16 protein-coding genes and 4 tRNA genes are annotated in these 15869 nt (G+C 50.2%); 9 read left to right on the top strand and 11 right to left on the bottom strand.

Features of this window, described 5'->3' with window-relative positions; translation table 11 throughout:
- The 4 genes from MO867_RS16750 to MO867_RS16735 all read left to right on the top strand — a co-directional run.
- A partial coding sequence (locus MO867_RS16750) for a hypothetical protein (RefSeq protein ID WP_252471220.1) occupies nt 1-234 on the top strand: 234 nt, incomplete at its 5' end.
- Nucleotides 235-265: 31 nt separating this feature from the next.
- The gene (locus MO867_RS16745) at nt 266-610 is read left to right on the top strand and encodes a hypothetical protein (protein WP_252471218.1); all 345 of its coding nucleotides are present in this window, start codon (nt 266-268) and stop codon (nt 608-610) included.
- Entirely contained in the window at nt 607-891 is a 285-nt protein-coding gene (locus tag MO867_RS16740; protein ID WP_252471216.1) for a hypothetical protein, read from the top strand. The genes MO867_RS16745 and MO867_RS16740 overlap by 4 nt, the downstream gene beginning before the upstream one ends.
- 18 nt (nt 892-909) lie before the next feature.
- The gene (locus MO867_RS16735) at nt 910-2127 is read left to right on the top strand and encodes a tyrosine-type recombinase/integrase (protein WP_252471214.1); all 1218 of its coding nucleotides are present in this window, start codon (nt 910-912) and stop codon (nt 2125-2127) included.
- A gap of 98 nt (nt 2128-2225) precedes the next feature.
- On the opposite strand, the gene MO867_RS16730 is transcribed toward MO867_RS16735, so the two are convergent.
- The 11 genes from MO867_RS16730 to uvrB all read right to left on the bottom strand — a co-directional run bounded on the left by MO867_RS16730 (nt 2226) and on the right by uvrB (nt 12478).
- Nucleotides 2226-2302, bottom strand: a tRNA-Pro gene (locus MO867_RS16730).
- Nucleotides 2303-2416: 114 nt separating this feature from the next.
- Complete coding sequence (locus MO867_RS16725; RefSeq protein WP_252471212.1) at nt 2417-2785, bottom strand: MerR family transcriptional regulator; 369 nt, start codon at nt 2783-2785, stop codon at nt 2417-2419.
- Nucleotides 2766-3071, bottom strand: a complete 306-nt coding sequence (gene ihfA / locus MO867_RS16720; protein WP_252471210.1) for an integration host factor subunit alpha — start codon at nt 3069-3071, stop codon at nt 2766-2768. Before ihfA ends, MO867_RS16725 begins: the two co-directional genes overlap by 20 nt.
- A 129-nt stretch (nt 3072-3200) precedes the next feature.
- Nucleotides 3201-5576: a phenylalanine--tRNA ligase subunit beta gene (pheT, locus tag MO867_RS16715; RefSeq protein ID WP_252471208.1), complete on the bottom strand. Its 2376-nt coding sequence runs from the start codon at nt 5574-5576 to the stop codon at nt 3201-3203.
- A gap of 129 nt (nt 5577-5705) precedes the next feature.
- Nucleotides 5706-6719, bottom strand: a complete 1014-nt coding sequence (gene pheS, locus MO867_RS16710) for a phenylalanine--tRNA ligase subunit alpha (protein ID WP_252471206.1) — start codon at nt 6717-6719, stop codon at nt 5706-5708.
- A 181-nt stretch (nt 6720-6900) separates the two neighbouring features.
- Nucleotides 6901-7260, bottom strand: a complete 360-nt coding sequence (gene rplT / locus MO867_RS16705) for a 50S ribosomal protein L20 (protein ID WP_252471204.1) — start codon at nt 7258-7260, stop codon at nt 6901-6903.
- Nucleotides 7261-7296: 36 nt separating this feature from the next.
- The gene (gene rpmI, locus MO867_RS16700; RefSeq protein ID WP_020413351.1) at nt 7297-7491 is read right to left on the bottom strand and encodes a 50S ribosomal protein L35; all 195 of its coding nucleotides are present in this window, start codon (nt 7489-7491) and stop codon (nt 7297-7299) included.
- Nucleotides 7492-7637: 146 nt separating this feature from the next.
- The gene (gene infC, locus MO867_RS16695) at nt 7638-8177 is read right to left on the bottom strand and encodes a translation initiation factor IF-3 (protein WP_252471222.1); all 540 of its coding nucleotides are present in this window, start codon (nt 8175-8177) and stop codon (nt 7638-7640) included.
- A gap of 2 nt (nt 8178-8179) precedes the next feature.
- Complete coding sequence (gene thrS, locus MO867_RS16690; protein WP_252471202.1) at nt 8180-10132, bottom strand: threonine--tRNA ligase; 1953 nt, start codon at nt 10130-10132, stop codon at nt 8180-8182.
- An 86-nt stretch (nt 10133-10218) separates the two neighbouring features.
- Nucleotides 10219-10295, bottom strand: a tRNA-Val gene (locus tag MO867_RS16685).
- A 173-nt stretch (nt 10296-10468) separates the two neighbouring features.
- A complete protein-coding gene (uvrB, locus tag MO867_RS16680) occupies nt 10469-12478 on the bottom strand; it encodes an excinuclease ABC subunit UvrB (protein ID WP_252471200.1) in 2010 nt (669 codons plus the stop codon).
- A 231-nt stretch (nt 12479-12709) separates the two neighbouring features.
- On the opposite strand from uvrB, the gene MO867_RS16675 reads away from it, so the two are divergent.
- From MO867_RS16675 to MO867_RS16655, 5 genes are all read left to right on the top strand, one after another.
- A tRNA-Asn gene (locus tag MO867_RS16675) sits at nt 12710-12785 on the top strand.
- Nucleotides 12786-12831: 46 nt separating this feature from the next.
- Nucleotides 12832-12907, top strand: a tRNA-Asn gene (locus MO867_RS16670).
- A 498-nt stretch (nt 12908-13405) separates the two neighbouring features.
- Complete coding sequence (locus tag MO867_RS16665; protein ID WP_252471198.1) at nt 13406-13858, top strand: hypothetical protein; 453 nt, start codon at nt 13406-13408, stop codon at nt 13856-13858.
- A 12-nt stretch (nt 13859-13870) separates the two neighbouring features.
- A complete protein-coding gene (locus tag MO867_RS16660; protein WP_252471196.1) occupies nt 13871-14839 on the top strand; it encodes a hypothetical protein in 969 nt (322 codons plus the stop codon).
- A 332-nt stretch (nt 14840-15171) separates the two neighbouring features.
- A partial coding sequence (locus MO867_RS16655) for a DUF2971 domain-containing protein (RefSeq protein WP_252471194.1) occupies nt 15172-15869 on the top strand: 698 nt, incomplete at its 3' end.

The raw sequence follows: 15869 nt of genomic DNA, 5'->3' as shown, positions 1-15869 counted from the left end.
AAGCAGGCAACAGCAGTATTAGCAGAAGTGAAAAAGTTTCTTTCTGTATTCCAAGATTTAAAGAAGCGCAAACCCGAAAGGGTCGCGGTTAAGTCAGATAAATTTCAAATGATTCAGCGTGCTGTAGTGGCTGAATTAAGAAGACAAAGCAAAGGGGCTGCATCTGCAAAAGAGATTACCCCCCCCGATGTGCTGTATGTAGAAGGAGTTTCTATTTATCCGTTTGCGGCATGAATTTATAAATTAATTTTGCGAGGGATATGTAATGGGACACCCAATATACAAAGACCTCCTGGAGCAATGGAGAGAAAAAGCAACTGAAATAGCTGGCACCAGCGAAGGATTCACATTCTATAGACAAGAGCTTAATGAATTTTTGCTTTGGGCCTTTGCTCAGTTTCAAGTATTTTCTGCGTCAGAGAAAACTGAAACGGAGCTACCCCAATGGATTAACTCAAAAGAGCAGCTACCCACTAAAGCAGATGCGGACGCTTTAGGGTTCATTGATGTAATTCGTAAGACCCAAAATGGCTGGGAGACGGGCACAGCCTTTTACGATGAGGCTGAGGATTTTGACGGATGGATGGCAAGGGCGGAGGTAATGGTATGAAAGATCAGGGCAGGGTTGCCGAAGGTGGACAACAAAAATTGACCCAAAGCATCAACCAGCTGATGTATTGGAAAGACTGGGTTCGGACCAATTTCGTTGGCACACTACCTGCCCGGGAAACTGTTGTTAAATGGGTAGAATCAGGTGATGTTGCTGGCCGCTGGCTTGGTGACCGGCTCTATATTTACCGTGACACATTCCACGACCCTGGCACCATCCGCTCTCAAGAAAATATTCCCGCCAGGAACGAGCCTCTTTCGCCTCTCCTGATGACGCGCTGATAAATTCAAGGATGAATGATGGCAAGACCGCGCAAGCCAAGATTAATGGATGGCCAGGAGCTGCCAGAAAATCTATATCTCGACCCAAGGAAACGTAAAAACTACTGGCGCTATATTCGCCCAGATGGGTCGAACCTTATTTTTTACGCTACAACCGCAGAAGCTATACGGCAGGCGAAGCAAGCCAACCGCCAAAGAGACCTCTACGAGCGCCAACCCACATCTAATGAAACTCTATGGACAGCACGCGCAGGGAGCCTACTTGACCGCTATAGCCATTGGGTATCATGGATGGAGCTGAACCACCCCAAGCAAGCAACGGCTGCCAGATGGCTGCAGAAACGCCGCTATGTTGAACGCATGTGTGAACAACTTAAGAACCCCATGCCTCACGACCTAACGCTTCCAGTGATTCGTGAGTGGTGGGAAGCACAGGACTACCACCCACAGAGAAATAGCCGCGCTGCATTACGAAGCTTTATTAATTATCTAATGCTGGAAAGTGCCATACCCAACCTAACATTTAATCCATTCAATACTAGTGACGAAGCCCCAAAATCAATTCCCCGCCAGCGCCAACCCAAAGTTCGGCACAGATTAACCATCAATGAATTTTGGCTGACCCATGATGCAGCGGCAGAGCTAGGTTATGAGGGGCTACAACTGGCAATGGAGTTATCTCTATTAACCACAATGAGACGTGGAGATATATGCAGCCTTTTACTCGATAAACATGTTACCGAGGCTGGCATTTGTAAGGGGGTCGAAAAGTCCATTAATCAACGCGGTGAAGAACGAGCGGTATACCTACGATTCACATACTCTAAGCATCCAGGCCTACGCCAAATAATAAATAGAGCCAGGCAACTTTCAATTAAAAATTACCGCTGCCCTTTTGCAATTTCCTACACACCTAAAAAACGACAACCAAGAGCCAAAGCAAATGAACATTGGTGTCGATTAATGCCTGCACGCCTATCCAATCAATTCAAAGAGGCGCGAGATATGGCCGGGATTCGCATCGACTTACCAAGCCAAGCAAGACCTACATTCCACGAAATTCGGGCATTAGCGTCTCATTTACTTCAGAAATCAGGCCACAGCTCCGAAGAAATCGCGCAGATTTGCGCGCACACTGACGCAGAAATTACTGAGAATTTTTACCTAGCTGGACATGAGAAGGATTACGTCGAAGTCGAGATCAGCATTGACCCGAAACTATTGAGTCGAAAGTGATTGGGAGTTTTTGTGCGGGTTTTTGTGCGCTACCAAATTGGTTTTTGTGCACTCACTCAAGAAAAGTGGCTGAAAGCCGCATGAGATATAGAAACAAATGGTCGGAGCGGCCGGATTTGAACCGACGACCACCACACCCCCAGTGTGGTGCGCTACCAGGCTGCGCTACGCTCCGATTTTTAAAAGTCGCTCACTTCGCTAAGTGATTGATTTTTAAAGACATCGTATGTCGATGTGGCGTGAATCATACCGGACTAGGGCTGGATTGCAAGCCCGGGTTTACAGTTTTCTATAAATTATTTTTCCCTTCCAACAGGGCCACCACGTCCTTTAGTTCTGCGATCACTTCTGGCAGTACCTGCTGAAGGTGTACTACTTCTGCCCGCTCGCTGCCGGTTTCGATCTGTTGGCGGGCCCCTCCAATGGTATAGCCTTCTTCATACAGGAGCGCACGGATCTGGCGGATCATAATGACTTCTTGGTGCTGATAATAGCGGCGATTGCCACGGCGCTTGACGGGTTTTAGTTGGGGGAATTCCTGCTCCCAGTAACGCAGGACATGGGGTTTGACGGCGCACAATTCACTCACTTCACCAATGGTGAAATAGCGTTTACCGGGGATTGCAGGTAGCTGAGCGTTATTGCTCGGTTCCAGCATGTTCTTCTACTCGCATCTTGAGTTTTTGCCCTGGCTTAAAGGTAACTACTCTGCGGGCTGAGATGGGGATTTCTTCGCCGGTTTTGGGGTTGCGGCCGGGACGCTGGCTTTTGTCACGCAGGTCGAAGTTGCCGAAGCCTGAGAGCTTGACCTGCTCATTGTTTTCCAGGGCATTGCGGATCTCCTCGAAGAAATATTCGACGATCTCTTTCGCTTCGCGCTTGTTAAAGCCCAGCTCTTCGTAAAGTTTCTCGGCGAGCCCGGCCTTGGTCAGTGCCTCTGTCATTGGATCCTGCCAATTGATTCAGAGGCGTCGACTCCCGATCGGAAGCGGCCCAAACCGCGGCGGCTTTCAACCCGGTAGCAGACGCTCTCGGGGTGCAATTCAGCCTGCACCCGAGAGCATCATGCTCTGCTAGCGCAGACTAGCGTTATATTTTTCTTCTAGTTTTCCGACCACCGCATTAACGGCGGCATTGATTTCGTCGTCATTAAGGGTGCGCGACGAATGCTGAAAGGTCAACCCCAAAGCGACACTTTTTCTATTTAAATCAATACCTTTGCCCTGGTAAACATCAAATATCTTGAGGTCCATCAAGGTTTCACCGGCGACTTCGACGGCAGCTTCCACCAGGCTGGCGGCAGGAACATCCGCATCGATTAGCAGGGCCAGGTCGCGGCGTACTTCCGGGAACTTGGACAGAGGGCGGAATGCGGGGGCTTTGCCTTCGCCGATCGCTTCCAGGCTCAGCTCAAATACGAAGGCGGACTTGGGCAGATCGAGCTTTTTCTGCAATTGTGGGTGCAGGGCACCGATAACCCCTACTTCGTGGTCGCCGCGCATAATCTTGGCGGTTTGACCCGGGTGCAGCGCGGGGTGTTGGCCAGCGATAAAGCGGAACTCATCGGCAACACCGGTGCGAGCCAACAGGGCTTCCACATCGGCTTTCACGTCATAGAAATCCACGCTGTCTTTGCTGCCCGTCCAGTTCTCGACGAAGCGGTTGCCATAGGCGAGACCGGCAATCATCTGCTCCTGCTTCAGCTCGGCGCCGGGCACGAAGCGCAGACCTGTTTCAAACAGGCGCACGCGGTTTTGCTGGCGGTTCAAGTTGTATTGCAGGGCTTTGCACAAGCCCGCCAGCAAAGTGGTCCGCATTACCGCCAGTTCAGCACTGATCGGGTTTTGCAGGGCCACCGGATCGGCTTCCGGGTCGAACTGCGCGGCGCTGTCACTATCGATAAAGCTGAAGGTAATCGCTTCGTAGTAGCCACGGCCCAGCAGGGTTTGCTCCAGGTTATCCTGAGCAATCAGGCTTTCGGGGCGCGGGGCAATTTCCAGTTCGGCGGTAAAGCTTTCACTGGGAATTCGGTTGTAGCCGTAAACACGCGCCAGCTCTTCGAGCAGGTCGGCTTCAATGGCGATATCGAAACGGAAGCTGGGGGCGAGGAAGGTCCAACCTTCGTCATCTTGGTCGATCTTTTCCAGGCCCAGGCGGGTGAGGATATCGACGATCTCGTCATCGGCCAGCTTGATACCCAGGCCCAACTCTACCCGCGCGCGACGCAGGGTAATGTGGCGTTCAGCGGGCATGGTTTCAGTCAGTTCGCGCACATGTACCGGGCCCGGTTGGCCGCCGACGATATCCAACAACAATTGGGTGGCGCGCTCTACCGCTTTTTCTTGCAGGTGGTAATCCACGCCGCGCTCGAAACGGTGTGAGGAATCGGTGTGCAAGCCATAGGCGCGGGCCTTACCGGCAATCGCCAGCGGGCTGAAGAAGGCGCTCTCCAGGAAGATATGCTGGGTGCCTTGGGTAACGGACGAGTCCAGGCCACCCATAATGCCGGCCATCGCCAGAGGTTTTTCCTCGTCGGCAATGACCAGGGTGCCCTCTTTCAGTTTGACTTCCTGGCCGTCCAGCAGGGTCAGCGCTTCTTCGGCCACAGCCATACGCACTTTAATACCGCCGGAGAGCTTCTCCAGATCAAAGGCGTGCATAGGCTGACCCAATTCCAGCAGGACGTAGTTGGTGACATCCACTACTGGGTCGATGCTGCGCAGGCCACTGCGACGCAGGCGCTCCCGCATCCACAAAGGCGTCTGGGCTTTGATATCGACATCGCGAATCACTCGGCCTACATAGCGCGGGCAAGCCGCTTCGGCCATCAGGGATACCGGCAGGCTTTCGTCGATCTGCTGAGGTACCAGGGCAATTTCGGGGCCCTGTACGGCACAGCGGTTCAATACCCCTACTTCGCGGGCGATACCGGCAACACCGAGACAGTCGGAACGGTTCGGGGTGAGATCCACTTCCAGGGTCTCATCGTCCAGCAGCAGGTAGTCGCGCAGGTCGGTACCGGTGGGGGCATCTTCTGGCAGCTCCCAAATACCATCGTTATCTTCGCCCAGCTCCAGCTCGGTCTGTGCGCAGAGCATGCCGAAGCTCTCAACACCGCGCAGCTTGGCTTTCTTGATTTTAAAATCGCCCGGCAGCTTGGCACCGACCTGGGCAAAAGGAATCTTAATACCGGTACGGGCATTGGCGGCACCGCACACAACCTGCATTTCACCGTCGGGGTGACCGGCCACTTTACAAACGCGCAGCTTGTCGGCATCCGGGTGCTGTTCACAGGCGACTATCTCACCGACAACCACTCCGGAGAAATCGCCCGCTACTTTTTCTACACCATCCACTTCCAGACCGGCCATGGTGATTTGATCGGCCAGTTCCTGCGTGGTGAGTTCCGGGTTTACCCATTCCCGCAGCCAGGAGTTGCTGAGTTTCATAGTTGATCTCTTTCTGTATTCCGTCAGCGCAGCTTTGTGCGCATTTCACCTGGGGCTAATCTGCCACGCAGGCCTCCACAATTCGATTGCTGCTGCGAACAGCCTCGGCCGCTCGCACTCACGCTTGACTTAGAACTGTTTCAAGAAGCGCAGATCGTTGTCGAAGAACAGGCGTAAATCGTTCACGCCGTAGCGCAGCATGGCGAGGCGTTCGATACCAATACCAAAGGCAAAGCCGGAGTATTTTTCGCTGTCGATATCACAGGCAGCGAAAACATTCGGGTGCACCATGCCGCAGCCAAGAATTTCCAGCCAGCCAGTGCCGGAACACACGCGGCAACCGTCGCCACTGCAGGCGGTACACTGGATATCGGCTTCGGCGGAAGGCTCGGTAAACGGGAAGTAAGACGGACGAAAACGTACCGGCACTTCCGCTTCAAAGAAAGCGCGCAGGAATTGGTCGATGGTGCCTTTCAAGTGGGCGAAACTGATATTTTCACCGATCACCAGGCCTTCTACCTGGTGAAACATGGGCGAGTGAGTCACATCGGAATCACAGCGGTAAACGCGGCCCGGACAGATAATACGTAGCGGTGGAGACTGCTTCTCCATAGTGCGGATCTGCACTGAGGAGGTGTGGGTTCTCAGTACGGTGGTGGGGTCTACATAGAAAGTATCGTGCATCGCGCGCGCGGGGTGGTGCGCGGGAATATTCAGTGCTTCGAAGTTGTAGTAGTCCTGCTCGACTTCCGGGCCTTCCTCAACAGAAAAACCAATACCGGCAAAGAACTCTTCCACTCGCTTTAAAGTACGAGTAATGGGATGGGCATTGCCCTGCTCTTCGCCGCGCCCCGGCAAGGTGACATCAATGGTCTCTTCAGCCAGCTTTGCATTAATGGCCGCTTGCTCCAGCATAGTGCGGCGCGTATTAATTTTTTCCTGTACCTGCTGCTTGGCTTCGTTGATCTTGGCACCTGCCGCCGGACGCTCTTCCGCAGACAACTTGCCCAGGCCTTTCAGCAGTGCCGTCAGCTGGCCCTTTTTACCCAGGTAATCAACACGCACCTGATCCAGTGCGGCGAGGCCGTCGGCCTTCTCCACCAGCTCCATTGCCTGCTCGGTGAGGGACTGCAAATCTTGCATCGAACTGTTCCCGTTTGAATCCAATCTCAATTAATCTTTATTCGGCCGGTGCAGTTGCACCGGAGGGGATTACCTCTGGCACCGCCACCGGAAAATAGCGGAATCTCCATAAAAAAATAGGGAAGAGCCACTACAGCCCTTCCCTATTTTAAGTATTCAGCTTTACAACTGAAGTGACAGCTTACGCTGTCAGGGCTGCCTTAGCTTTTTCAACTACGGCAGCAAAAGCGGCTTTATCGTAAACAGCCAGATCAGCCAGTACACGGCGATCCAGTGCGATATCCGCTTTCTTCAGACCAGCAATCAGGCGGCTGTAGCTCAGGCCTTCAGCACGGGACTGGGCGTTAATACGAGTAATCCACAGAGCGCGGAAATTACGCTTTCTAACGCGACGGTCACGGTATGCGTACTGACCAGCTTTGATAACTGCCTGCTTAGCGACGCGGAATACGCGGGAACGCGCACCGTAGTAACCTTTAGCCTGCTTCAGAATCTTCTTGTGACGACGACGCGCCTCTACACCACGTTTTACACGGGCCATACTTCTATCCTCTTAAACCTTTGCGATTTGGGCCAATTACTTGGCGCGCAGCATACGATCGACCAGACCGGCATCAGACTTATTCATAGTCTGGGTGCCACGCAGCTGACGCTTACGCTTGGTGGTCATCTTGGTGAGGATGTGGCTCTTGTTAGCGTGCTTGTGCTTATAGCCCGCAGCCGTCTTCTTGAAGCGCTTGGCGGCGCCACTGTGAGTCTTTGCTTTCGGCATTTTATACTCCAAAGTTAATATTCGCCTGTAGAACAGGCACCTTTAGTAATTGCCGATAACCGGAGCTATCGACACTGTGAGAGTGAGGAGGCAGCCGTCGCCCAATCACATCTCAAAGGAGAATCCGGGAAGTTACTCCCAAGGCCTCACTTTTTCTTTTTGCTGGGAGCAATAACCATAAGCATCTGGCGACCTTCCATCTTTGGTCTTTGCTCTACAGTACCCAGCTCTTCCAGGTCTTTTTCGATGCGCTGCATCATTTCCATGCCCAGCTCCTGGTGAGCCATTTCACGGCCACGGAAGCGCAGGGACACTTTGGCCTTATCGCCTGCCTCGAGGAAGCGGGACAAGTTGCGCAGCTTGATCTCGTAGTCACCGATATCGGTGCCGGGGCGGAATTTCATTTCCTTGATCTGCTGCTGCTTCTGCTTCTTCTTGGCAGCATTCTTGGCTTTTTTAGCCTCGAATACATGCTTGCCGTAGTCCATGATTTTACAGACTATCGGCGTGGAGTCCGAGGCAATTTCAACGAGATCCAAGCTAGCCTGCTGTGCAGCCTCCAGCGCCTCACTCAGGGAGACAATGCCTACCTGTTCGCCATCTGCGCCTATCAGGCGGATTTCTGACGCTTCAATCTGATCGTTTATGCGGGCCTTTTTGGACCGTCCCTTAGTGTCTCGTTTAATAGCTATGGTCTCCCAGTTGCCAAGTTATTTGCATTATCTTCGGTTAATCGACCGCGGCGACTTACGTCTTGCTCGAGAATCTCAAGAAATGACTCGTAAGTCATAACTCCAAGGTCCTCACCGCTGCGGGTACGTACTGCCACTGTCTGACTTTCTACTTCCTTATCGCCGATCACCAACAGATAAGGAACACGCTGAAGCGTGTGCTCGCGGATTTTAAAGCCGATCTTCTCGTTTCTCAAGTCGGCACTAGCACGGTATTGCAAAGCACCGAGGCGAGACTCTAAATCGCGGCAATATTCCGCCTGACGATCGGTAATATTCATAATCGCCACTTGCTGTGGCGCCAGCCAAGTGGGGAAGGCACCTTCGTAGTGCTCAATCAAGATACCGATAAAGCGCTCAAAGGAACCCAGTGCTGCGCGATGCAACATCACCGGAGACTGGCGTGAGCCATCTTCAGACACATATTGCGCATCCAGACGACCCGGCATAGAGAAGTCAACCTGAATAGTACCGCATTGCCACACCCGACCGAGACAGTCTTTCAAAGAAAATTCGATCTTGGGCCCGTAGAAGGCGCCTTCACCAGGCAATTCTTCCCAGGGTAAGCCTGCCGCATCCAACGCATCAGCCAGAGACTTCTCGGCCTTATCCCAACTTTCATCGGAACCAACACGCTTTTCCGGGCGGGTGGAGAGGCGGTATATCACATCCTGGAAGCCGAAGTCTTCATAAACGGAGTGCAGCAGGTCCATAAAGTCAGAAACCTCTGACTGGATCTGACCTTCCGAACAAAAAATGTGACCGTCATCCTGCACAAACCCACGCACGCGCATCAGTCCGTGCAGGGAGCCGGATGGCTCACTGCGGTGACAGGAACCGAACTCCGCCAGACGCAGCGGCAGGTCGCGGTAGCTGCGCAGACCCTGATTAAACACCTGCACGTGGCAGGGGCAGTTCATCGGCTTGATAGCAAACTGACGCTCTTCACTGGTGAGCGTAAACATGTCATCAGCAAACTTGTCTGCATGGCCGGACTTGCGCCATAGGCTGAAATCCACCAGCTGCGGGGTCTTAATTTCTTTATAGCCGTATTCGCGCTGGCGGCGACGCATGTACTGCTCAATCGTGCTGTAGATAGTCCAGCCGTTGGGGTGCCAGAACACCATGCCGGGGGCCTCTTCCTGAATATGGAAAAGGTCAAATTTCTTCGCCAGTTTGCGGTGGTCGCGCTTCTCTGCCTCTTCAATACGACGCAGATACGCTTTCAATTCTTTTTTGTTGGCCCAGGCGGTACCGTAAATACGGGTCAACATCTCGTTGTTGGAGTCGCCGCGCCAATAGGCACCAGCCACCTTGGTCAGCTTGAAAGCTTTCAATCTGCCAGTAGAGGGTACGTGGGGACCGCGACACAAGTCTTCAAAGTCACCCTGGCGATACAAAGAAATATCTTCATCGCCGGGGATGCTGTCGATAATCTTGGCCTTGTACTCTTCACCCATTTCACGGAAATAGGTCACCGCTTCTTTGCGCGGCATCAGGCGACGGCTAACCGTGATATCTTCTTTGGCCAAGACTTCCATACGCTCTTCGATCTTCTCGAGATCTTCGGGCGTAAACTGGCGCTCGTAGGCGAAGTCGTAATAGAAACCATCTGCGATAACCGGGCCGATGGTGACCTGAGCTGTCGGGTACAGCTGCTTAACCGCCTGCGCCAATAAGTGCGCCGTGGAGTGACGAATCACTTCCAGGCCTTCGGGCTGACGATCAGTAATAATGGCCAGGTTTACGTCGGTATCAATAACATAACTGGTATCGACTTCCCTGCCGTCCACAACGCCAGCAAGCGCAGCTTTTGCCAAACCGGGACCGATATCAGCGGCTACATCATGCACGGAAACCGGAGCAGAAAATTCTCGACGAGAGCCATCGGGGAGAGTAACAACGGGCATTGTTTATCCTTTGTTCTCAGTGGCGATCCCTACCAAAGACCGCATGAAAAATTTGATCTAGATGGGCTAACCATCCTTTTGAAAAGTGGTAGACCCGAGCGGATTTGAACCGCTGACCTCTGCCATGTCAAGGCAGCGCTCTAACCAACTGAGCTACGGGTCTAAAACTCTGCAGCGGGGGAACCCAGTGCTGCGAAGAGCGCGAACTCTAGCACCGCTTTTCAGTGTTTTCAACAACTTACTGAGCTTCTTCGTGAAATCTTTAAGAACTCCCGAAGACGCCAAGCCGCGCGGGATCCTCAAAATGTAGATCCAAATCCCGCGCCTAAGCAAGTGCTATTCCATCTCTTTTAAATGGGTAATTTCATCGCGCAACCTGGCGGCCGACTCAAATTCCAAATCCTTAGCATGCTGATACATCTGCTCTTCGAGCTGGGTAATTCTGGCCCAGCGCTGCTTATCAGACATCGCCTGAACATCAACCTTGTAATCCCCCTGACCTTCGGCAACCTTACGACGCCCCTTGCCGGGCACACCCGGGGCCACGGCCCCCTCCATAATATCCGCAACACTTTTGCGAATCCCTCTCGGGGTGATGCCGTGTTCTTTATTGAAAGCGACCTGCCTCTCCCGACGGCGACGGGTCTCATCAAGGGCACGCTCCATTGAGCCAGTTACCTTGTCCGCATAGAGGATCGCCCTCCCCTCAAGATTGCGCGCGGCCCGGCCAATAGTTTGTATCAGCGAACGATCAGAGCGAAGAAAACCCTCTTTATCGGCATCAAAGATCGCCACCAGGGCAACCTCCGGCATATCCAAGCCTTCACGCAAAAGGTTGATTCCTACCAAAACATCAAATTCACCAATACGTAGATCGCGGATAATTTCTACCCGCTCCACCGTATCAATATCGGAGTGCAGATACCGGACACGAACACCGCTCTCGGCGAGATACTCTGTCAGGTCCTCAGCCATTCGTTTAGTCAGCACGGTAATCAGTACACGTTGATCGAGATCCGCACAGCGGTGAATCTCCGATAGCACGTCATCCACCTGTGTCAAAGCCGGGCGAATTTCCACCTCCGGGTCCACCAGGCCGGTCGGGCGAACCACCTGCTCAACCACCTGCCCCGCGTGCTCCTTTTCATAGGCCCCCGGTGTCGCAGACACAAAAATGGCCTGAGGCGCCAGCTGCTCCCACTCTTCAAACTTCATCGGGCGGTTATCTAGAGCCGATGGCAGGCGAAACCCGTACTCCACCAAAGTTTCCTTGCGAGACCTGTCGCCACGGTACATCCCGCCGATTTGCGGCACGGTTACGTGACTCTCATCGACAAACAGCAGGGCTTCACTTGGTAAATAATCAAACAGAGTGGGGGGCGCTTGGCCCACATTGCGACCGGAAAGATAGCGGGAGTAATTCTCCACGCCGTTGCAGTAGCCAAGCTCCTGCATCATTTCTATGTCGTATCGGGTGCGCTGATCCAGCCGCTGCGCCTCAACCAGCTTATTGTTTCCCCGCAACTGCTCAAGGCGTACTCGCAGCTCATCTTTAATGTCATCGATGGCGCTGACGATTGTCTCACGCGGTGTAACGTAATGACTCTTGGGGAAGATTGTGACCCTGGGAACTTTTTTAAGCTGCACCCCCGTCAAGGGGTCAAACAGGGTGATTTCTTCAATCTCTTCGTCAAATAGGGATAGACGCACCGCCTCCATATCGGAGTCGGCCGGATAAATATCAATAATATCTCCCCGCACCCGATAAGTGGCGCGACGAAAGTCCGCATCATTACGCGTGTACTGCAGCTCCGCCAGGCGTCGCAAAATACTGCGCTGATCAACGAGATCCCCCCGATCCAGATGCAGCACCATTTTCAGGTATTTATCGGGATCACCAAGACCGTAAATCGCCGAAACCGTCGCAACCACGATCACATCACGCCGCTCGATCAATGCCTTGGTGGCGGAGAGGCGCATCTGTTCAATGTGCTCGTTTACCGATGCATCTTTTTCAATAAAGGTATCCGAGGAGGGAACATAAGCCTCTGGCTGGTAGTAGTCGTAATAGGAAACAAAATACTCCACTGCGTTCTTAGGAAAGAACTCCTTAAATTCTCCATAGAGCTGAGCTGCCAGCGTCTTATTGTGCGCCATTACGATAGCTGGGCGCTGGAGACGCTCAATAACGTTGGCCATGGTAAAGGTTTTACCCGAACCGGTTACACCCAGCAGCGTTTGATGACTCAAACCATCATTAATCCCTTCCGATAACTGCTCTATCGCCAGCGGCTGATCCCCAGCCGGCTGGTACTTGGACTCCACCTTAAAAGGCCGCGATTCCATACACTTCCCTCAACCACTCAATCATTGATGCAACACGAGATTGTAGGCTGTCGTCATACCACCCACAAACACAAGAGAATTGCGTCCTACCCATCCCTGCGGTTTTTTGCGCAAAGGACAAACAAATATTTTCCTGACAAATCAATCAGTTAAACCGTAAAAAAGGGGTTGACCTAGTCGGGAGTGCTCTATAATATACGCGCCATCTAAACGGTATGACCGAAAAGATATTCCGCCTTAGCTCAGTTGGTAGAGCAAATGACTGTTAATCATTGGGTCGCTGGTTCGAGCCCAGCAGGCGGAGCCAAATTCCAAAGCGCAGGTTAATTTGCGCTATACAAGTTAGATTAAATTCCGCCTTAGCTCAGTTGGTAGAGCAGTTGACTGTTAATCAACCTGTCGCTGGTTCGAGCCCAGCAGGCGGAGCCATAAAAGTCTTGTAAATCAATGAGTTACAGGGCGCCGCGAAGCGGCCAAAGAGGGCAACATCAATCAACTTGGTGTTGCCCTTTTTCGTTTCCGGCATCAAGAAACATCAGCGCTCATAAAATAAGTACCACGGTACCAAGTTGCTTTAAGGCCGCTTTCCGCCACCAAGGTGTCAACCAAGTGTCAACGGAAACCCTGCCGATTGCTTGCTAGCCACATCCCCACCTCTCTTTACCCTGATCAAAAAACAAGCAGGGCTGTTGAGCTGAGATGGCTGGCATGAGCCTTGGGCGGCGAACAAAACCTTCAAAGCGCTTCCAAAGCGTTCAATCTGTGAAATCTGAGCTGGTGCTTGGGCCCGCATCAGCACAGGCACTGGCCGTTGACGTCATTTCATTAACCAAATGAGCACCCAAAATCGGCAGGCGTGGGGAGGAGTGACCGGCGGTCATTTTTCCTGCACAATTATTAATCAAACAAAATCAGAGGGAGCTGGTTATGCGAATTTTTAAGGGGTTTTTGAAGGTTGGAGCCAGCTTGGTAGCTTTATCTGGCTGCCAGGATGCAATGAAGGGAAGTGAAATCTACCCAACGATAGATAACCTGGTAGAAATTGAAGCGAGTCGTCTCAAAATTATGGAGGTGAGGAGTATCAATAACAGCGTCCAGATTATCGTTGGTGAGTCGCCTGATCGGCTTTGTGAAATCTCTGTGGCCAACGCCAGCTTAGAAAACAAGCTTTCACTTAACTCTATCGAATCAAAAGATAAAATTAAAGCAGAGTGTTTATGGGACGGCTTAAAGTACATACAGGCAAGAGAGCATCACACCGCGATAGCAATAAATATAGATAAAGCTTCGACTATAGATCTGCAACTAATCAACAAAAATAAAAATAGGTACCTAGCCTTTACTGTAGTAAATAAAAAACTCAAAGAAAACCAAATATAGACATCACGCCAAATGAAAAAATATCTACAAAAGATAAAGGCTCGAGTCAGTCAATCATCTTATATTAAAAAAATCTTTCTCATGATTAACAAAAAAGAAGAAAGGGGAGGAACATTTACCGATTACTTAAACGTTCCGCAACGAAAATCCAGAATTGAAAAAACACTATTAACCTACAAGCCATTTATATGGACCTTTTGGCTTGCAGTAGTATTAGTAGTGATCATTAAAATAACTATTTTGATATCACTTAATGGCTACGAAGATTGCTATACAAGTACATGCCTAAATAACTACTTAAACCACAATCAACCGCTATTTAAAGTTGTGACGGCTACAATAGCTATATTAACTATAATTGGATTAATATTTAGAACAAACCAAACCGCCCGTCAAATTGAGCACGAACAAAGAAAAACTGAATTCAGCCACTATTTCGAACATAAAAAGATGTTTTTCGATGCACTCAAAACTTTAGAAAAAGAAAATGGGGTAAGATTTAAAAATAGAAATAGCCTATATAGTCACTGGTTTCATGAAAGTGCAATTGACAACTTTGACATATCACTAAGCAACCATGCCGATGCCCCGTTAAATGTCGCAAGGTTGTTTGAAGAAACAAGACTCACCATCAAAAAAACTCTTAGACAAGGAATTCTGTCAGAGGAAACTCTCAAACAGGTAAAATACTCATTTGAAACCTGTTTTCGATTTTTAAGCATAGAGACCGACGAACCACTTTTTGACGAAATATTTAAAGAACAGAAAAAGATCGAAAATATTACACAAATTATTTTCGATACTCTCAACACGATATTATCTCTATCAAATAACGACTTAACGATAAACCGAATAAGACCTTGGGAAATCCGCGCCCTCAGGATAGCTAGATTTCATATCGAAAAAAAAGAGCACAAAGGAATAAAGCTGCAAATAAAGACTACCTCTACGTATGTACCTTTGGAGGTGAGCTCAAATTAAATCAAGCTTTTTCATTATCTCCCCTCATGAATATGCACTCAGTAAAAGTTCACATTTGTACACCTAAAGTGCGTGAAATGCATCTCAATCTAGCACTGAAAGCAAAGCTGGGATTGGAAGTGCCGCAGGGGAATCGCAGCACCAGAGAAGAACCAGCCTAAATGGAACCTTAAAGATGCACATTCCTGTGTGATAATGCGCCGCCCCTTGAACCTATCAAATCAATTGCAAGCGATTTCGTGCGGGTGAAACCTATTAGTTACTTAGGGTCAATTATCCGATACAATCCTTTCCTACCAACACTTCACCCCGATTTAAAGATCTTATTTACGATGGAAACAATTTACCACTATACGGATGTGCACGGACTTTTTGGAATTCTAAATAGAAATCAGTTCTGGCTAACGGATAACCGATTCCTCAATGACTCAACTGAAGGCGTATATGCAAAAGAAATACTAGAAACACATAAAAAAAAATTATTCAGTCAGTTGGATGAAACTGCCCAAGAAAAAATTTACACCGCACTAACAATATCCACGCCCTTTGAAACAGGAGAAAAAGTAGTGTTTACAGGCTCATTTTCTACAGAGCCTAACCTCCTCAGCCAATGGAGAGGCTACTGTTCAAAAGAAGGGGGCTATGCCATTGGCTTTGACTTTAACGAACTCCGTAAACTTAGTGAAGACTACGACATATCAAGCTGCACTTACGTAGCAGAGGATGCAGTTAAACTATGGAAGAGTTTAATCTCCGACTTTCAAAAAATGGAAAATAAAATCCAGGAGAGCATTTTAAAAGGTGAACCTGAAAGGTTAATAGTGGAATCACTCCGAGAGGACTACATCCAATTTTTTCTTACTAGGGTATTCCTCCAAATAATCTGCAAGCATCCTGACTACAACGAAGAAAAGGAGATAAGAATTATTAAATTTTTAAAGGCTGGAGCAAAGGATATTTTTTTCCACCCCTCAAACGCAGGGCTGTCCCATATAAATCGGTGTAAAAACGAACAGAATAGACCTAGAAT

Origin of the sequence: Microbulbifer okhotskensis (genome assembly GCF_023895975.1) — a bacterium.
Taxonomy (GTDB): domain Bacteria; phylum Pseudomonadota; class Gammaproteobacteria; order Pseudomonadales; family Cellvibrionaceae; genus Microbulbifer; species Microbulbifer okhotskensis.
Note: the sequence above shows the minus strand (reverse complement) of the source record. Positions and strands in the feature narration are given on the sequence as shown.